The sequence below is a fragment of the Halalkalibacter flavus genome, from assembly GCF_036663575.1.
In the GTDB taxonomy this organism is placed as follows: Bacteria; Bacillota; Bacilli; order Bacillales; family Bacillaceae_D; genus Halalkalibacter; species Halalkalibacter flavus.
The window spans coordinates 56,581-76,952 of the sequence record NZ_JAWRVK010000007.1 but is presented as its reverse complement, the minus strand read 5'-3'; the positions used below and the strand labels follow the sequence as shown (position 1 = coordinate 76,952).

Sequence of the window (20,372 nt, the reverse complement as noted above, 5' to 3'; positions counted from 1 at the left end):
TTAAACTAACATTGAATTGATAATGATTATCAAGTTCGATAAGAGAAAATCATAATATTACATGAATTTGGGGGTCCAACATGAAAAAAGTAACTGTCTTAGTACTTATCCTTTTTGTATTTTTGTTAGCAGCGTGTTCTTCCGGTAATGAAGAAACGATTTCGAATGAGGAAGAATTAACAAATGATGAAACGTCGTCAAATGAAGAAGTAAGTGAAATAATTATAGAGGGTGTTAATGGAGAAGTGACATTAGATGCTCCTGCCAAAAAGGTTGTTGTACTTGAATGGACATATGCAGAAAACCTTCTAGCTTTAGGAATGCAACCAGCAGGTATGGCTGATATTGAAGGATACGGAAACTATGTAAACATTGAACCGCAATTAGATGAAAGTGTAACAGATGTTGGAGGCCGTCAAGAACCTAACTTAGAAGCTATTGCTTCAATTGATCCAGATTTGATAATTGGTGTTAGCTTCCGTCATGATGGCATGCTTGATCAACTAGAGTCCATTGCACCAACCGTTATTTTTAATCCTTATCCAGAAGATGATAGTATTAATTTATATGAAGAAATGGAAATGACTTTTAATGAAATGGCAAAAGCGGTTGGCAAAGAAGCTGAGGCACAACAAGTGTTAGCTGATCTTGATGCACATTATGACGAAGCAAAAGCAAAAATTGAAACTGGTAATCTTTCAACAAATGATGTGATCTTAACTCTTGCTTATTCAGGACCTCAAGCACCTGAAATCCGAGTTTTTACACCGCATTCAATGGCTTCAATTATTTTAGAAAAAATCGGTTTGAACAACATCCATGAGCCTGATCAATTTGAGATTTTTGGTTCAAGCACATTTAATGTTGAAGGTCTAGTAAAATATGAAGACGCTAATTATTTATACACAGTGCCGGATACAGATAATATTTATGAAAACCAGTTAAAAGGCAATAAAGTTTGGGAGAATTTATCATTTGTAGAAGAAGACCGCCTTTATGATTTAGGAGCTGATACGTGGTTATATGGAGGACCGTTATCAGCAGGTACTTTGGTTGATCAAATTACAGCTACAATGGTGAATGAGTAATGTTTGGGAAGTCGCTGAATAAGTCCTTTGTCATTCTGACAGGGGGCTTCTTCCTGCTTATGTTATTATCGCTTATCCACTTAACACAAGGACAAGCTGAATACTCCATTTCTGAATTGCTTAGTGAAGTTTGGGTAGAAGGTCGAATTCAAGATATTGTGCTATCATTTCGTTTGCCGAGACTAGTAATTGGTATATTAGCAGGAGGAGCACTTGCCGTATCTGGTGCACTATTACAAACCTTGACGAAAAACCCTTTAGCAGCACCTGGTACGTTAGGAATTAATGCAGGGGCATTTTTCTTTGTTGTTGCTTCAACGATTTTCTTTCCTAGCTTTATAGGGAATTATCCATTTTTAACAGCTTTACTTGGTGCTGTCGTTTCGTCAATCATGGTTGTCATGTTAGCAGGACGACAAATGGAACCAGTACGGGTTGCGTTAACTGGAATGATTATTTCATTAATGTTTGCGTCTATTACAGGAGCACTGCAGCTATTATTCGAAAATAAAACAAATGGACTCTTTTTATGGGGATCTGGTACTCTTGTTCAATTAAATTGGAACGGTATTACATTTGCTGCACCTGTTATCGCTATTGCGTTTGTCTGTGCATTGATTCTAGCAAAGCCGCTCGATACCTTATCACTTGGTGAAGATATTGCGACTTCACTTGGTCAGAAGGTTTCTGCGGTAAAATTAGCTACCTGGGGTGTAGCAATTGTTTTAGCTGCTATAACGGTTAGTGTAGTTGGCCCCATTGGTTTTATTGGATTAATGGCTCCACATATTGTTCGGATGCTTGGTGTAAAAGGGCATGTAATGATTTTTGTCCATTCGTTCTTATGGGGTGCGATTATGATGATTGGAGCAGACGTGTTAGGCCGTATGATCCAGCCAGGGCAGGAAGTGCCAGTTGGGGCCATGACTGCGTTGATTGGTGGTCCTTGGCTTCTATATTTAGCGTGGAAGACAGTACGTTCGATCAAGCGATCAGATCGGCAAATGGGAGGAACCACCTCGCCAATTCGATTAAAAGTGATAATCCCAATATTAATGGCAATGATTACTTTAAGTGTTGTTATTGCTTTTTCTTATAACGGTACAGAATGGTCGCTTAATTGGACGAACACATATATCTGGAATTTCCGTATTCCTCGTGTGTTGACATCATTTATTGTGGGAATAATTCTTGCTGTTACAGGAGTCCTCTTACAAGGAGTGTTACGTAATCCACTTGCAGATGCTAGTGTAATTGGTGTCACATCTATGGGTGGGGCAGGGGCAATGTTGTTACTAGTGATGTTCCCAGCAATCCCGGCTGCGTTTATGCCACTAGGTGCCATTATTGGTTCTGTTGTAGCCCTGCTAATTATATTAGTTACCGCATGGAAAAATAGTTTCCAACCAATGTTGGTAGCTTTGATGGGAATTGCCATCTCAGCGTTCGGATCGGCAGCTACACAAGTATTTGTCGTGAAAGCAAAGCTTGCTGTAGCAGCAGCACTTGTCTGGTTATCAGGAAGTACGTATGGAAAAGGGTGGGATGACGTTTACTATGCTCTCATCTTGTTCGCTCTTTTCATAGGACCGGCGATTTACATGACTCGTAAGCTAGATACATTAACTTTTGGTGACGATGTTGCATCAGGTTTAGGAGTTTCGGTTAGATCAGCAAGAGTTTGGGCATTAGTAATTGGAGTTGCTTTAAGTACAATTGCGGTTTCGTTAGTAGGAACAATTGGTTTTATTGGGCTTGTTGCACCGCATATTGCAAGAAGGTTAGTTGGATATCGTCATCTTCCGCTAATTTTAGTATCAGGCTTGCTAGGCGGATTATTACTTGTTACAGCGGATTTACTAGGTAGAATACTGATTACACCAAATGAAATTCCAAGCGGTCTAATAGTCGCAGTGATTGGTACTCCTTATTTGTTATACCTATTAAGGAAAATGAAATAGTATTATTTTATTTACTATATTAAAATAACAATAGGGAGGAGTGGTGTTTTTATGATAGTAAATTTTGCTGAAAGTGCAATTACAACCGAAGAGGAACTAAGGAATATTGTAGGATCTCCCCATAAGAACGTCGTCAATAAAACAATATCCATTATTGATGAGCATTGCAAAAACTTTATTGCCAAATCACCTTTGCTATTTCTAGCGACAGCGGATTCGAAAGGGCATTGTGACGTTTCGCCAAGAGGAGATGAGCCAGGAACAGTACTTGTGTTAAATGATCATCAGCTAGTTTTACCTGATCGACCGGGCAATAAAAGATTAGATTCGATTTCGAATATTTTGTTAAACCCTCAAGTTGGTTTACTTTTTCTGATCCCAGGTTTGGAAGATGTACTTCGTATAAATGGTCGGGCAACGATTATTAAGAACGATGATATTTTAAATCAAATGAGTCTAAAAGGGAAAAAGCCCTTACTTGGTATTGGGATTGATGTAGATGAAGCTTTCATTCATTGTCCTAGGGCATTAAATCAATCAAACATTTGGAATCATGAATCCTGGGAAGATAAAGAAACATTACCAACATTGATGGAAATATTTCATGCTCATTTGAAAATTAACGGAGTAGAAGTCAAAGCATAACACTGTTTTCTCAAAAAAAACAAATGGTGAATGACCCCAATTTTTCTACGAATTTGGGGTTTTATACTGAGAAAATATTGATTTGTAATTTTGATATATGTTTTATATGAAGTAAGTAATTTCCCGGTGAATAATGTCGCCAATTGCACTTTTCTGTCTTCAATCTAATAAACCGTTCAATTGGTTTATTTAGAGGCGGGAAATAAATAGGTATTTTAAGCACTCCATATGATTTGCCTCTAAAACAATGGAAATTGTCAGGAAAGTCTGTCCGAATTAAAACTTATTTATATTTGTTGATGCGTCTCTTTCTTTTTAAGAGGTGCATCTTGTTATGGTTTTTAAATTAGGTTCCTGAAAGAATGTCGTATTTCACTACATTGGCACCTCTGAAGAAGACAGTGTACACTAGAACAAGTATAATGAATGTAATAAGTAATAAAAATAGGAGCTAATGTACTATGTATCGTAATTTAGAAGAATGCATTTTGGATTTGGAGAGAGACGGCCAATTAGTAAGAATTAAGGAAGAAGTGGATCCTCACCTGGAAATGGCAGCTATTCACTTAAAAGTCTTTGAAGCTGGTGGTCCTGCTTTGTTATTTGAAAATGTCAAAGGGTCAAAGTTTCAAGCAGTATCCAATTTGTTTGGAACCATCGATCGAAGTAAGTTTATCTTTCGTAAAACGTTAGAAGCAACACAAAGTGTAATCGCATTAAGAAATGATCCAATGAGTCCATTAAAAAATCCTTTTAAACATATAGGAGCCGGATTGGCTGCTACCAAAGCACTTCCAATAAAAAAGACAAGCAGCATCCCAGCAGATTTTAAGGAAATCCAAATTTATGATCTTCCACTTATTCATCATTGGCCAGATGATGGAGGGGCCTTCGTTACTCTTCCTCAAGTTTATTCAGAAGATCCGGAGAAACCGGGGATCATGAATGCAAATCTTGGGATGTATCGTATTCAGCTTAGTGGCAATGAGTATAAAATGAATAAAGAGATTGGATTACATTATCAAATTCATCGTGGAATTGGAGTACATCACGAAAAAGCCAAAAAACTAGGAATTCCATTAAAGGTAAGTATTTTTATTGGAGGACCGCCTTCTCATACGTTAGCAGCTGTGATGCCACTTCCAGAAGGGTTAAGTGAAATGACATTTGCTGGCTTATTGGCAGGACGGCGTTTTCGGTATAGCTATGTGGATGGTTACTGTATCAGCCATGATGCTGACTTTGTCATTACGGGAGAGGTCCATCCTGAAGAGACGAAGCCAGAGGGACCATTTGGCGATCACTTAGGATACTATAGCCTTACGCATCCATTTCCAGTCATGCGTGTTCATAAGGTGTACGCAAAAAATAATTCGGTCTGGCCGTTTACGGTTGTTGGTCGACCACCTCAAGAAGATACAGCTTTTGGAGATCTTATTCACGAGTTGACAGGTGATGCCATTAAACAAGACATTCCAGGTGTTCAAGAAGTTCATGCTGTCGATGCGGCTGGCGTACATCCACTACTATTTGCAATTGGCAGTGAACGCTATACCCCTTATCAACAAGTGAAGCAGCCAACCGAATTATTGACGCTTGCTAACCGAATTTTAGGGACAGGCCAGTTAAGTTTAGCGAAGTATCTCTTTATTACAGCAGAAGAGGCGCAACCGCTAGCAACTCGCAAGGAAGAGGAATTTCTAACTTATATATTAGAACGAATTGATCTAAGACGTGATATTCACTTTCAAACAAACACGACCATTGATACATTAGATTACTCAGGAACGGGGTTAAATACAGGAAGTAAAGTCGTATTTGCCGCTTATGGAGATAAGAAAAGAGATCTATGTAAGGAAGTTCCAAATTCTTTAATAGATTTACAGGGCTTTGATCAACCGCACCTCGTTATGCCAGGAATTGTTGCTATTCAAGGACCTAAGTTTACTACCTATGACCAGGCACAACAAGAGTTAAAAGAGTTAGGTGATGCAATAAATGAAAGAGGTAAATTGCCTTCTTGTCCAATGATCATTCTCTGTGATGAGAGTCAGTTTGTCAGTGAGTTAACAAGTAATTTTCTATGGGTTACATTTACTAGAAGCAATCCATCTCATGATATATATGGGGTGAATAGTCAATATGAATTTAAACATTGGGCCTGTGATAACGTCATTATTGATGCCAGGACGAAGCCTCATCATGCTCCACCACTAGTTCCAAATGCTAATGTAGAAAAAAATATTGAGCGATTTTTTGATAAAGGTGCGAGTTTAGGTCATATTTAACTATGGATGAACTATATTCAGCTAATTTTTAATAGAGAGTGTCTCAAAAGGTATGTTTTTAACCTTTTGAGATACCTCATTTTTTTGAGAGAAATTAAGTCCCAAATATTAAGGGTCTCAATAAAGAAGATGTTAGACTGTAATAATAAGGTTGTTTACAGCTAACGAAAATGACGTAGTTCTATTTGACTGTCGTACTACACAGAGCTAAGCTGAAATCGATTACCTATTATATTCGATAGAAAACCAGAAAAAGTTCCTATATCCCAGTAAATACCATCTAAAGGAGAGAAGAGTGGTTCCTGTTTCTTTCCTTACACTTATATTACTTGTAATCGTTTTCAGTTAGAACTACTTATAAAATAAGGCTTTTTTGAAAAAAATACGGAAACTTGAAGAAACAAAAAAATCTTCCAAAAAAAGCGTTTACAAATTAGACACAATCATGTATCTTTAAATTATTAAATGAAAGCGCATTCGATTCAATCACACAAGAGTGTAATCGATTGCAAATTTCAAGAGATTGCGAAATTTATACTTATTTATCTGATTTTTTAAACAATTATTTTTATTAAGAAAAGGAGGATGATAGTAATCAAAATGGTCCTTTCTATGTATAGGCGTTGTTGCATTTGAGGGTTTATGTGAAAGCGATTACACAAATTTAATGTTTATCAGGGGGAATTACGAATGAAATTCGGGAAATCAGTATTAACTTTTGTCGGTTTAATCATGCTATTATTCTTAGCTGCTTGCGGAGGTGGGAATGAACCTAGTTCGGCAACAGAAGGCTCTGGAGATAAAAAGACAATTGGTGTTTCAATTTCTAACTTAGACGAATTCCTAACTTACATGCAAGACGCAATGAAAGAAGAAGCAGAGAATCATCCTGATTTTGAATTTATTTATACAGATGCTCAAAATGATAGTGCAAGACAAATGGACCAAATTGAGAACTTTATCACTCGAAATGTAGATGCAATTGTTATTAACCCGGTTGACACTACTGCTGCAGTTGACATTATTAACCTAGTAAACAATGCAGGAATTCCGATTATTGTTGCAAATCGTACTTTTGATGGGGTAGAAGAAGCGACTGCTTATGTAGGATCTGAATCTATACAATCTGGTATTTTACAGATGGAAGAAGTAGCCGAATTGTTAGGTGGTGAGGGAAACATTGCCATCATGGATGGAATATTAGGTCATGAAGCACAAATTAAAAGAACAGAAGGAAACGTTCAAATTATTGATCAACATGATGGTTTAGAAGTTGTACTTCAGAATACAGCGAAGTTTGACCGCTCTGAGGGTATGAGATTAATGGAAAACTGGTTAAACTCTGGTACACATATCGATGCTGTTGTATCAAACAATGATGAGATGGCTCTTGGTGCAATCTTGGCTTTGGAAGCAGCTGGAAAACTAGATGATATTTTAGTTGCGGGAATTGATGCCACACCTGCAGCTTTAGAAGCTATGAAAGCTGGACAACTTAGTGTCACAGTATTCCAGGATGCAAAAGGTCAAGGAGCAAATAGTATTATTACTGCTGTAAAAGCAGCAAATGGTGAAGAAGTAGAAGACGTTTTAGTGCCTTATCAACTTGTGACACCTGATAATGTAGATGAGTATGTCGCCAAGTACGAGTAATACTTAAGAAACAGGTTATGAAAGGAAACCTCATTGGTTTCCTTTCATTAAATGAATATCCTATTGAATATGGGAGGGTACAAAATGAGTGATTACATTTTACAAATGGAAAACATCACAAAAGAATTTCCTGGTGTAAAAGCATTAGACGACGTCCAATTAAAAGTTAGAAAAGGTACTGTTCATGCTCTTATGGGAGAAAATGGAGCAGGAAAATCGACTCTTATGAAAATCATTATCGGGATGTACACACCGGATACGGGAAAAATTATCTTTGGCGGTGAAGAGTTGAAATTAAACAATATTAATGATTCTTTGGATAAAGGGATATCTATGATCCATCAAGAGTTGAGTCCTATTCCTGAAATGACTGTTGCAGAAAATATATATTTAGGACGGGAACCAACTTATGGGAAAAGTGGGCTCGTAAATAATCGTAAATTATATCAAATGACTAAAGACCTATTGAACAGTTTAGAAATAAATCTTGATCCCAAAACAAAAATGATCGATTTAAGCATTGCTAATACACAAATGGTTGAGATTGCAAAAGCGATATCCTTTGATTCAAAGTTAGTCATTATGGATGAGCCAACTTCTGCAATTACAGAAAAAGAGGTTGCTCAACTCTTTAAAATGATACGCTCATTAAAAGATAAAGGTGTTGGAATTATTTATATTACTCATAAGATGAGCGAGTTGTATGAAATTGCAGACGATATATCTGTATTTAGAGATGGTCAGTTTATCGGTACTGATACGGCTGCGAATATGGAAAGAGATAGACTAATTAAGATGATGGTAGGAAGAGAATTAAATCAAGTATTCAATAAGCCTGAACCTAAAATTGGTGAAGTAGCTTTATCAGTTAAAAATTTAAGTCATGATGGTTGGTTTGAAGACGTGAATTTTGAAGTTCGAAAAGGAGAAATTGTTTGTTTTGCAGGGTTGATGGGGGCAGGAAGAACAGAAGTACTTGAAACCATCTTTGGTGTGAAAAAAGCGGACCAAGGTGATGTATATGTTCATGGTGAGAAAGTCAAGATTAATACTCCAATAGATGCTATTAAAAGTAACCTAGGTTTTTTAACTGAAGACCGGAAATTAACAGGTTTGTTTCTACCTCTATCAGTTAGAGAAAATATGATAACTGTTAATATTGATCGGTATATTTCATCGGGGTTATTGAACTACAAACAAGTTAAATCTGACTGCTTAGAGCAAAAAGAAAATCTTAAAATCAAAACACCAAGCATTGATCAAATTGTTGAAAATTTAAGTGGTGGGAACCAGCAAAAAGTATTATTAGCAAGATGGTTACTGAAAAACCCAGATATTTTATTTTTAGATGAACCAACTCGTGGAATTGATGTTGGAGCGAAATCAGAGTTCTATAACATAATTTTTAAATTAGCAAGCCAAGGGAAAGCAATAGTCGTTGTTTCTTCTGAAATGGCAGAAATACTAGGTTTGTGTGATCGCGTATTAGTTATGCATGAAGGTCGAATTACTGGTGAATTAAGCAGAGAAGAAGCCAACCAAGAAAAGATTATGCAATATGCTACTGGTCAACAAAATATTAGTAAGAAAAAAGCTAGTCAGAGCGAAACGCGACAAGCTGTAACTAACTAATATCGGAATGTGCAAGAAGTGTCTAGAGAATTTTATTCAGTTTGGAGGAACGTAAGATGGGTCTAGAGTTAGAAAAGACGGAATCAAAACAAGTGAAAAATAATCAAGGTAAAGAGTTAGCAGTGAATATTTTAAAGAAATATGGTATATTTATCATTCTAATTTTACTAATTGTCTTAATGTCCATTTTAACACCCCATTTTCTAAGTGCTACTAACTTGATAAACATTGTAAGGCAGATGTCCATTATAGGTATTATAGCAATAGGGGTTACACCTATCATTATTACAAAAGGGATAGATTTATCTTCTGGTTCAGTAATTGCATTAGTTTCAGTTGTAGTGGCAACATTTGCTCAAGGAGATTATCCGTTAGTTGTTCCGATTTTAGTAGCTCTAGGTGTCGGTTTATTAGCTGGTCTAATTAACGGAACACTCGTAGCAAAAGGAATGCTAGCTCCTTTTATCGCTACATTAGGAATGATGACAGCTGCTCGTGGAGCTGCGATGCTTTATAGTGATGGTCGACCAATTGGTGGTATTTCTGAATCGTTTACATTTATCGGTCAAGGAATTGTTTTTGGGATTCCAGTACCAGTTATCATCTTTGGATTAGTAGGATTAGTGACATGGGTACTACTTAACAAAACAAAGGTTGGTAGATATGTTTATGCAATTGGTGGAAATGAACAAGCGGCTGTTACAGCTGGTATTAATGTAAGTAGAATTAAGTTAATGGTTTATGCATATGCTGGTCTTTTAGGTGGTATTGCCGGTATGATTCTTACATCAAGGATTGCATCTGGTCAGCCACAAGCAGGTATTATGTTTGAATTAGATGCAATTGCTGCAGCTGTTATTGGTGGTACTAGTTTGTTTGGCGGGATTGGTACAGTTGGTGGAACAATTATTGGAGCCTTAATTATTGGTGTTATGAACAATGGTCTAGACCTTTTAGGTGTAAGTTCATATTGGCAGCAAATCGTAAAAGGTGCAATTATCGTTGCGGCTGTATATATTGATTCTAGAAAGAACCGTAAAAAATAACACTATTGATCTCTGTTTGAGAGATACTACAGGGGATGTCCCAAAAGGTCAAATACAGACCTTTTAAGACATCCCCTTTGTTTTTTACTTGAATCACTAAAAAATGTTAGAAAGTAAGAAAAAAAGTAAGTATACTATTGAAAGCGTTTTATAATAATGTTATTATAAAACTATGTTAATAGACTTGCTACCAAAGTTAAGAAGGGGGTTGGTTCCGAGGAACTGTACTTTTTTTACCTGGTATGAAATCGATTGCAAATAAATTTTCAAAGATAACTCAAATACTAATAGAGTGTAGTACCTTAGGTGATAGTAAGTATTGAAGGTTAACTTTTTGGAATCTAATAAGAAAATTGATTAAAAAAGTATTGACTGAAAACGCTTTTAATATTATTCTGTAACAGAAGTTATCAAAACATAACCAAAACATGACAATAATTACAAGGTGATTAAGTGTAATGAAAGTCATAAAGGTTCTGATTTTGTTACAATTAAATAAAAAACTCACAAAAAAAATTTCATCTTAATGAAATCGATTTCATCGGATTTAATTATGAGTTAACTGATTTTTAGGAGGTAAACGTAATGAGCAAATTGCTTCGTAAGCCAGAAAATGCGGAAATTAAAGATGGTGTAACACTCGTTCATAATGTTACATCTGAAAACTCTTCTCTAGAGTATGTAAATTTTAAGATGATTGATTTAGCTCCTGGAGCCACATATTCAGAGGAGTTAGGAAAGCAAGAGTGTTGTATTGTTGCTGTAACAGGGAAAATCAATGTGACAGATCAAGAGGTTACATTTGAAAATTTAGGAACACGTGAAACTGTATTTGAAAAAGTACCGACAGATAGTGTTTATGTTTCAAACGATCGCACGTTTGAAGTCGTTGCAGTAAGCCAAGCGCGTGTAGCTCTATGTTATTCACCTTCAGATAAGCAATTACCAACGAAGTTAATCAGTGCTGCAGACAATGGAGTGGAGCATAGAGGAACAGGAAACAACAAGCGAATGGTTCATAACATTTTACCAGATTCGGACCCTTCAGCAAATAGTTTGCTAGTTGTAGAAGTGTTCACAGAAAGCGGAAATTGGTCTAGTTATCCTCCACACAAACATGATCAAGATAACTTACCAGAAGAGTCATTTTTAGAAGAAACATATTATCATGAAATGAACCCTTCACAAGGTTTTGTATTCCAACGTGTTTATACAGACGACCGTTCACTAGATGAAACGATGACAGTTGAAAATGGAAACATGGTCATCGTTCCAGTAGGATATCATCCGGTAGGTGTTCCTGAAGGTTATACTTCATACTATTTAAACGTAATGGCAGGTCCAACTCGAATTTGGAAATTTTATAACGACCCTGATCACGAGTGGATTCTAAAAGGTTAAAACTAAAAACAATAAAACAATAAAACTACTAAGAGGAGTGTTAGATAAAATGAATTATAAATTTAATGAAAATAGAGAATTCGATATTATTGCAATCGGTCGAGCGTGTATTGATTTAAACGCAGTTGAATATAATCGCCCAATGGAAGAAACAATGACGTTTTCTAAATACGTTGGTGGTTCACCTGCTAATATCGCAATTGGAAGTTCCAAGCTTGGTCTTAAGGCAGGATTCATTGGGAAACTTGCAGACGATCAACATGGCCGTTTTATCGAGCAGTACATGAGTGGAGTTGGGATCGACACATCCAATATGGTTGTTGATAAAGCAGGACATAAAACTGGATTAGCATTTACCGAGATTAAAAGTCCAGAAGAATGCAGCATTCTAATGTATAGACAAGATGTAGCAGATCTTTATCTTGACCAAAGCGAAGTAAATGAAGAGTATATTAAAAAATCTAAAGTTCTTCTAGTTTCAGGTACAGCTTTATCAAAAAGCCCATCTCGCGAAGCGGTATTGAAATCAATTAGCTTAGCGAAGAAAAATGATGTAAAGGTTATCTTTGAGCTAGATTATCGTCCATATTCTTGGAATAATGCAGAAGAAACTGCCGTGTATTATTCATTAGTTGCTGAACAATCTGATGTTGTCATTGGTACTCGTGAAGAATTTGATGCACTTGAAAATAGAACAACAGAAGGCAATAACGAGGATACAATAAACTACTTATTCAAACACTCACCTGATTTAGTTGTTATTAAGCATGGTGTTGAAGGTTCATATGCTTATGCAAAATCTGGAGAAGTGTTCAGAGGTTTAGCATATAAGACAAAGGTACTAAAAACATTTGGTGCAGGTGATTCGTATGCATCGGCATTCTTATTCGCACTAATTAGTGGTAAGGATATTGAAACTGCCCTAAAATATGGAAGTGCTTCAGCTTCTATTGTAGTGAGCAAGCATAGTTCATCAGATGCAATGCCATCTGTTGAAGAAATTGAAGGATTAATTGAAAAGAATGAAACCATTTCAGTGGGATAGAGGAGAACGCTTATGAAAACGATTAGATTAACGACAGCTCAAGCTTTAATCAAGTTTTTAAATCAACAATATATTCACGTTGACGGAGAAGAAATTCCATTTGTAGAAGGGATCTTTAATATCTTCGGTCACGGAAATGTTTTAGGAATAGGTACAGCTTTAGAAAGTGATCCAGGCCATTTAAAAGTGATTCAAGGGAAAAATGAACAAGGTATGGCACACGCTGCGATTGCTTACAGTAAGCAATTACTTCGTAAAAAGATTTATGCGATAACAACGTCAAGTGGTCCGGGGTCCGCGAACTTAGTAACAGCAGCGGGAACAGCCCTTGCTAATAATATTCCAGTATTACTAATCCCAGCAGATACGTATGCTACTCGTCAGCCAGACCCTGTATTACAGCAAATAGAACAAGAGCATAGTCTTGCTATTACAACAAATGACGCATTAAAACCGGTATCTAGATATTGGGATCGTGTAACGCGCCCTGAACAGTTAATGTCAAGTTTAATCCGTGCGTTTGAAGTAATGACGGATCCAGCTAAAGCAGGTCCTGCAACGGTTTGTATCTCACAAGATGTTGAAGGGGAAGCGTTTGATTTTGATGAAAGATTCTTTGAAAAGCGTGTTCACTATATTGATCGCAAACCAGCAAGTGACCGTGAATTAAAAGGTGCTGCTGAACTAATTAAAGAAAGTAAAAAGCCTGTAATCGTAGTTGGTGGTGGAGCGAAGTATTCAGAAGCCCGCGATATTTTAGTGGAATTCTCAGAGAAATATAATGTGCCATTAGTAGAAACGCAAGCTGGTAAATCTACTATTGAGCATTCATTCAAAAATAATCTTGGCGGTCTTGGTATTACAGGTACACTTGCAGCTAACAAAGCAGCTCAACAAGCAGACCTTGTTATTGGTGTAGGAACAAGGTATACAGACTTTGCAACATCATCAAAAACGATCTTTAACTTTGATGAAGCTAAGTTTTTAAATGTAAATGTAAGCCGGATGCAAGCTTATAAACTTGATGGATATCAAGTAGTAGCCGATGCAAGAACAGCTTTTGAAGCATTAACACCAATGCTTGAAGGATATGTAAGTGAATTTGGCGACACGATTACTGAACTGAAGGAAGAATGGCTAGCAGAGCGTGACCGCTTAAGCGAAGTAACATTTAGCCGTGAAGGCTTTGTTCCTGAAATTAAAAATCATTTCTCTCAAGAAGTGATGAATGAATATGCAGATGCATTAGGAACTGAATTTGCTCAAACAACAGCATTACTAACAATTAATGACACGATAGATCCTGATAGTATCATCATTTGTGCTGCAGGTTCTCTTCCAGGAGACCTACAACGTTTATGGCATTCATCTGTTCCTAATACGTACCACCTTGAGTATGGGTATTCATGTATGGGATATGAAGTTTCAGGTACATTAGGACTGAAATTAGCTGAGCCTACAAAAGAAGTATACACGATGGTCGGTGATGGTAGTTTCTTAATGCTTCACTCTGAGTTCGTAACAGCAATTCAATACAATAAAAAGATTAATGTATTATTATTTGATAACTCCGGTTATGGTTGTATTAACAATCTGCAAATGGATTTTGGCGGCGGAAGTTACTTCTGTGAATTTAGAACAGAAGATAATCAAATCTTAAATGTAGATTATGCGAAAGTGGCTGAAGGTTACGGAGCGAAAGCGTATCGTGCTAATACTGTAGAAGAACTAAAGGCAGCATTAGAAGACGCTAAGAAACAAGATTGCTCTACGTTAATTGAGATGAAAGTCCTTCCTAAAACGATGACAGACGGTTATGAAGGAAGCTGGTGGAACCTTGGAGTTTCTGAAGTATCTGATCGTGAGGGAATCCAAAAAGCATATGAATTCAAGCAAGAAAAACTGAAAAATGCAAAGCAATATTAATAATAGAAGGTGAATGCTAATGAGTAATCAAGATATTCTATGGGGAATTGCTCCAATTGGCTGGCGTAATGATGATATACCAGAAATCGGTGCAGAAAATACATTACAACACTTATTAAGTGATATTGTTGTAGCAGGGTTTCAAGGTACGGAAGTTGGAGGATTTTTTCCTGAAGCAAAAGTACTAAACAAAGAACTTAGTTTGCGTAACTTAAAGATTGCAGGACAATGGTTCTCAAGCTTCTTGATTCGTGATGGACTTGAAAAAGTAGCAAAGGAATTCCACAAGCATTGTGCGAATTTACAGCAAGTAAATGCAGCAGTTGCGGTTGTTTCTGAACAAACTTACAGCATTCAAGGTACAAAAAAGAATGTATTTACAGATAAGCCTTATTTTACAGATGAGGAATGGAATACGTTGTGCCAAGGTTTAAATGAGCTTGGAAAAATTGCCGAACAGTATGATTTACATTTAGTATTTCACCACCATATGGGAACAGGTGTACAAACGTTAGAGGAAATCGATCGTTTATTAGAAAATACGGATCCTAATCATGTTCACCTCCTTTATGATACTGGACACATCTATGTTTCAGATAATGACTATATGACATTATTAAAAAAGCATATGAATCGCATTAAACATGTCCACTTTAAAGATGTAAGGCAGAACAAGTTAGAAGAATGTAAGGCAGCTGGAAATTCGTTCTTAGATTCATTTTTAAATGGAATGTTTACTGTGCCAGGTGATGGTTGTATAGATTTCACAGAAGTTTATCAAATATTACTTGATCAAAATTACAAAGGATGGATTGTCATTGAAGCTGAGCAAGACCCAGCAAAGGCCCATCCATTAGAATATGCTTTAATCGCGCGTAAGTATATTGACGAAAAGTTATTTCAAAAAGTGACCGTCTAACAATTTAAAACCGGGTCTTTCGATTAGAGAGACCCGGCTTAATATAATTAAAAGATATAAGGAGGTGCCTGGTAATTGGCATTAGTATCTATGAAAGATATGCTCAAACACGCAAAAGAAGGAAACTATGCAGTTGGGCAATATAACATTAATAGTTTGCAGTGGGCGCAAGCAATTTTACAAGCGGCTGAAGAAGAACGTGGACCGGTTATTGTGGCAGCTTCCGATAGACTCGTTGATTATTTAGGTGGGTTTAAAACAATAGCAGCTATGGTGAAGGCGCTTGTTGAAGAAATGGAAATCACAGTTCCAGTTGCATTGCACTTAGATCATGGAATGAATGTGGAGAGATGTAAACAGGCGATCGATGCAGGGTTTACATCCGTGATGATTGATGGTTCCCACTATTCTATCGAAGAAAATATCGCTATGACTAAAGAAGTAGTCGATTACGCCAAACTTCACCAAGTATCTGTAGAAGCAGAAGTAGGAACAGTTGGTGGAATGGAAGATGGACTTATTGGTGGTGTAAAATATGCCGATCCTTATGAATGTTTGCGTCTTGTTGGAGAAACGGGAGTGGACGCATTGGCAGCCGCTTTAGGATCTGTTCATGGGCCATACCAAGGTGAACCGCAACTCGGCTTTGATGAAATGAAACAAATATCAGAAATGACTGGTATTCCATTGGTTTTACATGGAGGGTCAGGAATTCCGGATTACCAAATTAAAAAAGCGATTGAACTTGGACATGCAAAAATTAATGTGAATACTGAATGTTTACAAGCATGGGCAAAAACTGTCCGTGAAGTATTAATTAACGATAGTGATATTTACGATAATCGTGCGATTACTACACCAGGTAAAGAGGCGATCGTTGCTACAGTAAAAGAAAAGATGAGAGAATTTAATACAAGTAATAAAGCTCCTGAAAAATCTAACGTCTAGAAAAGTGCTATTAAAAGACCTGTCATGTAACATAACAGGTCTTTTTTCTATATAAAAAGGTCTTATAGATTGACTAGTTGTTTGAAGTTAATCTGCAATAATAAGCTGAATATTATGTTCTTGAGCATATTCTGTATATTTATTGGGAGGAACAGAGTCTGTAATTAGAACATCTATTTCCTGTATATCACAATAAGTCATTACAGCATGCTGATCAAATTTATTGTGATCAACTAAAAGAAACACTTCGGAACTTCTTTCTACAACTGTACGTTTGAGATCGCTTTCAAGTGGGCTCGAATTTGTTACTCCATTTTTTATAGAAACACCAGCAGAAGCCATAAATGCTTTGTTGATATTATGTGATTTCAGAATATCCTGTTTAATGAAACTAGCAAATGATTTGGTCTTGCGTTCTAGTACACCACCAGTTGAAATAACATTTAAATTTTCAAATGGAAGAGCGTGAATGATGAAATCAAGATTATTCGTAATGATCGTCAAATCAAGTGTTTTTATAAACTCGACTATTTCAAGTGTTGTTGTTCCTGAGTCGATAAATATAACATCTCCATCTGCTAAATAACTAGCGGCTTTTTTGGCAATCAGTTGCTTTTGACGCAAATTGCGTGTTTTTCTATCTTGAAAAGGTTCAAGTCGTGTTCGATTTACACTGACTCCACCATATACTTTTTTATACTCGCCGGATTCAACCAATTCTTGTACGTCTCGCCGAATGGTATTTTTCGAAACGCCAAAAACCGTTACCAAATCATCCAATGCAACCGTTTGATGTTGATTAATATAGTCAGAAATTTGATTAATGCGTTGTGATTTTAACATATTATACCAGCCCTTTATTTAAGAGAAATTGAATAGGGAGTATATTCCCTTGGGTTTTTGCAATGTAACCATTGTCGTTCTTGATTTTCCAGTAAAAGAATTCATATGAAAACTTATTCATATTATATCAACATTTAATCAAAACATCACCATCAAATTTTCAGAGAAATTACAAATGGTGTCAACTTTTTATAATTAGTTAGTAACCGTTTTCATAACGTGGTAAAATAACAATATAATACTTTGTTTTGACAAAGGTTTTGGATTTACTTATAATAATCTATTACTCTCATGACAATCATCGATAGCAAGAAAAATACGACCAAAAATACAGACATTCCCAGTAAAACGTTTTTACAGTGGAAGGAAGGTGAGGTGCTATAAAAATATGAAAATGAGTGATGTAGCAAAACTTGCAAATGTATCAGCAGCAACAGTTTCAAGGGTACTAAGTCATCCGGAGAAGGTTAGTGCTGAGACAAGACAAAGAGTTATGGATGTCATAAATAAAGTCAATTACAAACCTCATATTGTTGCAAGACAATTTAGAACACAAGAAACGAAAATCATCTTAGTTGTTGTGCCCGATATTACGAGTGCCTTTTTTTCAAAAGTATTAAGAGGTATTGAGCATATAGCCCTGGAAAATGGTTATCAAGTAATTTTAGGGGATACAGAAAACGATATTGAGAGAGAAGATAGTTATATTAATTTATTGTTGCAGAAACAAGTGGATGGAATGGTACTGTTAACAGCTCGTCTAAATAAGAGCAAGCTAGAAGAATTAGCTAGTGAATTTCCATTAGTACTAGCATGTGAATATGTAGATGGTTTGAATGTTCCTACTGTTTCAATCGATAATGTAAGTAGCGCTCGTAAAGCAACCGAGCATTTAATTCAATTAGGTCATTCGAAGATTGCTCACATCACAGGGCCCATTAGTGTTATCTTAAGTCGAGATAGGTTAAAAGGATATAAACAAGCAATGATTAGTAACGATTTAGAGGTCGATCCTGCATATATACAAGAGGGAGAATTAAGTTTTGAATCTAGTTATAATCAAACTTTAAAATTGTTATCGTTATCAACACCACCTACAGCTATATTTGTTTTTAATGATGAAATGGCCATGGGCACAATTAAGGCAGCTAAAGATAGTGGATTAAATGTGCCAAGCGACTTAGCGGTAGTAGGTTTTGATAATATAAAAATGTCATCAGTATTTGAACCTAATTTAACGACGATTGACCAACCGAAGTATGCAATTGGTAAAAAAGCGATGGAGTTGTTGCTAAAATTAATAAATGGTGAGCCTCTGAAAAAGAAGAAATTTGTTATGAAAGATGAATTAATAATAAGAGAATCTAGCCATATTGAGTAAATAATTGAAAAAGTGATCTGTGGTGTCTCAAAGGTCTGTTTTGACCTTTTGAGACACCACAGAAGCAATGAGCGGAGTCGCTACATCTTTTAAGAGCCTTGAGAGGAGTGGGTTACAAAAAACAGCCATTTACAAAGAAAACTAAATAATATAAAATAAAATAAGAAGTATTTTCAGGTACTTTTTTGTAAGCGGAACAAATACTGATTTTTTTTGATAGTCAGTGTAATCGTTTTCAGTTATTAGCTTGAAATATGGGAGGTGAGTTTAATAATATGAAGATGAGTGATGTAGCCAAACTAGCGAATGTTTCACCTGCTACAGTTTCGAGGGTACTTTGTCACCCCGAACTCGTAAGCAAAGAAACAAAGCAAAAAGTCATGGATGTAATCAACCAGGTTAATTATAAGCCTCATGCAGTTGCAAGGCAATTTAGGACGAAGGCAACGAAAATCATTCTTGTCGTTGTTCCGGATATTACAAGTGCCTTCTTCTCTGAAGTGCTTAGAGGTATAGAGCACGTTGCTGTTAGTTGTGGGTACCAAGTAATATTGGGAGACACTGAAAATAACATTGAAAGAGAAGCTGAATATATTAACCTATTATTTCAAAAACAAGCTGATGGAATGATTCTTTTAACTGCTCGTTTAGATAAGTATAAATTAGAGGAGCTATCTGAGCAGTACCCACTTGTGCTAGCCTGTGAATATATGGATGGATTGAATGTTCCAACTGTTTCTATTGATAATATAAGTAGTGCAAGAAAGGCTACGGAACACTTGATTCAATTAGGTCATACTAGGATAGCTCATATTACAGGTCCAATAAATATTGTCCTTAGTCGAGACCGCTTAAGGGGTTACAAGCAAGCGATGATTAGCCATGATTTAGAAATTGATTCAGCATATATTCAGGAAGGGGATCAAACCTTTGATTCTGGGTATAATCAAATGCTGAAGCTATTGGCACTAGAAACCCCGCCTACTGCAGTCTTTGTTTTCAACGATGATATGGCAATGGGTGTAATAAAGGCAGTAAAGGACTGTCACCTAAATGTACCTGAAGATATTGCTGTTGTCGGTTTTGACCATATAAAAATGTCATCAATACATGAACCGAACCTAACCACGGTTGCTCAACCAAAGTATGAAATAGGGAAAAAAGCGATGGAGTTATTATTAAAACAAATAAATAGTGAACAAATGCTCAAAAAGAAAATAGTAATGAAGGATGAACTAATTATTGGAGATTCCTGTGGATCGAAATCCAATGCTCTAAAGGCTCTAGAAAGAATTTAGTAGCGAAGATCTGAAATCGATTGCAGTATTTTGAGAAGCTCAAATTAATTATTCATTTGAAAAATAGAAATTCTTTCTATGAAAAAACTTCACTTAAATTTGTTGTTCTTTGTAGGATTCTGAGTGAAAAAACAATGAAAACCCAATGTTATTAAGGGGTATCATGATAAAATTAACATTAAAAAAAGTAAAAAAAAACTAGAAAAAGCATTTACAAAAAAAACTGAATGCTATAGAATAAGAATTGTAAGAGGAAGTCAAAACTAATTTCAATGTAATCGATTTCAATATATTATAG

General features: G+C 36.1%; 15 protein-coding genes. 14 read left to right on the top strand and 1 reads right to left on the bottom strand.

Going from position 1 to position 20,372, the window contains the following annotated elements:
• Nucleotides 1–80 precede the first annotated feature (80 nt).
• The 12 genes from SAY88_RS06725 to fba all read left to right on the top strand — a co-directional run bounded on the left by SAY88_RS06725 (nucleotide 81) and on the right by fba (nucleotide 16,552).
• Complete coding sequence (locus SAY88_RS06725) at nucleotides 81–1,088, top strand: ABC transporter substrate-binding protein (RefSeq protein WP_332630396.1); 1,008 nt, start codon at nucleotides 81–83, stop codon at nucleotides 1,086–1,088.
• Nucleotides 1,088–3,049 carry an iron ABC transporter permease gene (locus SAY88_RS06720; RefSeq protein WP_332630395.1) on the top strand — a complete coding sequence of 654 codons (1,962 nt, stop codon included), beginning with the start codon at nucleotides 1,088–1,090 and terminating at the stop codon, nucleotides 3,047–3,049. The genes SAY88_RS06725 and SAY88_RS06720 overlap by 1 nt, the downstream gene beginning before the upstream one ends.
• A 51-nt stretch (nucleotides 3,050–3,100) precedes the next feature.
• Nucleotides 3,101–3,694 carry an MSMEG_1061 family FMN-dependent PPOX-type flavoprotein gene (locus tag SAY88_RS06715; RefSeq protein ID WP_332630393.1) on the top strand — a complete coding sequence of 198 codons (594 nt, stop codon included), beginning with the start codon at nucleotides 3,101–3,103 and terminating at the stop codon, nucleotides 3,692–3,694.
• A 461-nt stretch (nucleotides 3,695–4,155) separates the two neighbouring features.
• The gene (locus tag SAY88_RS06710) at nucleotides 4,156–5,982 is read left to right on the top strand and encodes a UbiD family decarboxylase (protein WP_332630392.1); all 1,827 of its coding nucleotides are present in this window, start codon (nucleotides 4,156–4,158) and stop codon (nucleotides 5,980–5,982) included.
• A gap of 690 nt (nucleotides 5,983–6,672) precedes the next feature.
• Nucleotides 6,673–7,635, top strand: coding sequence for a sugar ABC transporter substrate-binding protein (locus SAY88_RS06705; protein ID WP_332630391.1), 963 nt, complete (start codon nucleotides 6,673–6,675; stop codon nucleotides 7,633–7,635).
• 84 nt (nucleotides 7,636–7,719) lie between these two features.
• Nucleotides 7,720–9,267, top strand: coding sequence for a sugar ABC transporter ATP-binding protein (locus SAY88_RS06700; RefSeq protein WP_332630389.1), 1,548 nt, complete (start codon nucleotides 7,720–7,722; stop codon nucleotides 9,265–9,267).
• Between the two features lie 56 nt (nucleotides 9,268–9,323).
• Nucleotides 9,324–10,313, top strand: a complete 990-nt coding sequence (locus SAY88_RS06695; RefSeq protein ID WP_332630388.1) for an ABC transporter permease — start codon at nucleotides 9,324–9,326, stop codon at nucleotides 10,311–10,313.
• 585 nt (nucleotides 10,314–10,898) lie between these two features.
• The gene (gene iolB / locus SAY88_RS06690) at nucleotides 10,899–11,714 is read left to right on the top strand and encodes a 5-deoxy-glucuronate isomerase (RefSeq protein WP_332630385.1); all 816 of its coding nucleotides are present in this window, start codon (nucleotides 10,899–10,901) and stop codon (nucleotides 11,712–11,714) included.
• Nucleotides 11,715–11,763: 49 nt separating this feature from the next.
• Nucleotides 11,764–12,759, top strand: a complete 996-nt coding sequence (gene iolC / locus SAY88_RS06685) for a 5-dehydro-2-deoxygluconokinase (RefSeq protein ID WP_332630384.1) — start codon at nucleotides 11,764–11,766, stop codon at nucleotides 12,757–12,759.
• 12 nt (nucleotides 12,760–12,771) lie between these two features.
• Nucleotides 12,772–14,685: a 3D-(3,5/4)-trihydroxycyclohexane-1,2-dione acylhydrolase (decyclizing) gene (gene iolD, locus SAY88_RS06680; protein ID WP_332630383.1), complete on the top strand. Its 1,914-nt coding sequence runs from the start codon at nucleotides 12,772–12,774 to the stop codon at nucleotides 14,683–14,685.
• 19 nt (nucleotides 14,686–14,704) lie between these two features.
• Complete coding sequence (gene iolE / locus SAY88_RS06675) at nucleotides 14,705–15,604, top strand: myo-inosose-2 dehydratase (RefSeq protein WP_332630382.1); 900 nt, start codon at nucleotides 14,705–14,707, stop codon at nucleotides 15,602–15,604.
• A gap of 75 nt (nucleotides 15,605–15,679) precedes the next feature.
• On the top strand, nucleotides 15,680–16,552 hold the full coding sequence (gene fba, locus SAY88_RS06670) for a class II fructose-1,6-bisphosphate aldolase (RefSeq protein WP_332630381.1): 873 nt from the start codon (nucleotides 15,680–15,682) through the stop codon (nucleotides 16,550–16,552).
• Nucleotides 16,553–16,639: 87 nt separating this feature from the next.
• Here the strand turns inward: fba and SAY88_RS06665 are convergent, their stop codons facing one another.
• Entirely contained in the window at nucleotides 16,640–17,395 is a 756-nt protein-coding gene (locus SAY88_RS06665) for a DeoR/GlpR family DNA-binding transcription regulator (RefSeq protein ID WP_332630379.1), read from the bottom strand.
• A 388-nt stretch (nucleotides 17,396–17,783) separates the two neighbouring features.
• On the opposite strand from SAY88_RS06665, the gene SAY88_RS06660 reads away from it, so the two are divergent.
• Nucleotides 17,784–18,776: a LacI family DNA-binding transcriptional regulator gene (locus SAY88_RS06660; RefSeq protein ID WP_332630378.1), complete on the top strand. Its 993-nt coding sequence runs from the start codon at nucleotides 17,784–17,786 to the stop codon at nucleotides 18,774–18,776.
• Nucleotides 18,777–19,051: 275 nt separating this feature from the next.
• A complete protein-coding gene (locus tag SAY88_RS06655) occupies nucleotides 19,052–20,074 on the top strand; it encodes a LacI family DNA-binding transcriptional regulator (protein WP_332630376.1) in 1,023 nt (340 codons plus the stop codon).
• Nucleotides 20,075–20,372 lie beyond the last annotated feature (298 nt).

Excerpts from the sequence above, each read along its gene's own strand:
- SAY88_RS06725 (WP_332630396.1), top strand. The coding sequence starts at position 81 with ATGAAAAAAGTAACTGTCTTAGTACTTATCCTTTTTGTATTTTTGTTA.
- iolB (WP_332630385.1), top strand. The coding sequence starts at position 10,899 with ATGAGCAAATTGCTTCGTAAGCCAGAAAATGCGGAAATTAAAGATGGT.
- iolC (WP_332630384.1), top strand. The coding sequence starts at position 11,764 with ATGAATTATAAATTTAATGAAAATAGAGAATTCGATATTATTGCAATC.
- SAY88_RS06655 (WP_332630376.1), top strand. The coding sequence starts at position 19,052 with ATGAAGATGAGTGATGTAGCCAAACTAGCGAATGTTTCACCTGCTACA.
- SAY88_RS06715 (WP_332630393.1), top strand. The coding sequence starts at position 3,101 with ATGATAGTAAATTTTGCTGAAAGTGCAATTACAACCGAAGAGGAACTA.
- SAY88_RS06700 (WP_332630389.1), top strand. The coding sequence starts at position 7,720 with ATGAGTGATTACATTTTACAAATGGAAAACATCACAAAAGAATTTCCT.
- SAY88_RS06710 (WP_332630392.1), top strand. The coding sequence starts at position 4,156 with ATGTATCGTAATTTAGAAGAATGCATTTTGGATTTGGAGAGAGACGGC.
- SAY88_RS06665 (WP_332630379.1), bottom strand. The coding sequence starts at position 17,395 with ATGTTAAAATCACAACGCATTAATCAAATTTCTGACTATATTAATCAA.
- iolD (WP_332630383.1), top strand. The coding sequence starts at position 12,772 with ATGAAAACGATTAGATTAACGACAGCTCAAGCTTTAATCAAGTTTTTA.
- SAY88_RS06695 (WP_332630388.1), top strand. The coding sequence starts at position 9,324 with ATGGGTCTAGAGTTAGAAAAGACGGAATCAAAACAAGTGAAAAATAAT.
- SAY88_RS06720 (WP_332630395.1), top strand. The coding sequence starts at position 1,088 with ATGTTTGGGAAGTCGCTGAATAAGTCCTTTGTCATTCTGACAGGGGGC.
- SAY88_RS06660 (WP_332630378.1), top strand. The coding sequence starts at position 17,784 with ATGAAAATGAGTGATGTAGCAAAACTTGCAAATGTATCAGCAGCAACA.
- iolE (WP_332630382.1), top strand. The coding sequence starts at position 14,705 with ATGAGTAATCAAGATATTCTATGGGGAATTGCTCCAATTGGCTGGCGT.
- SAY88_RS06705 (WP_332630391.1), top strand. The coding sequence starts at position 6,673 with ATGAAATTCGGGAAATCAGTATTAACTTTTGTCGGTTTAATCATGCTA.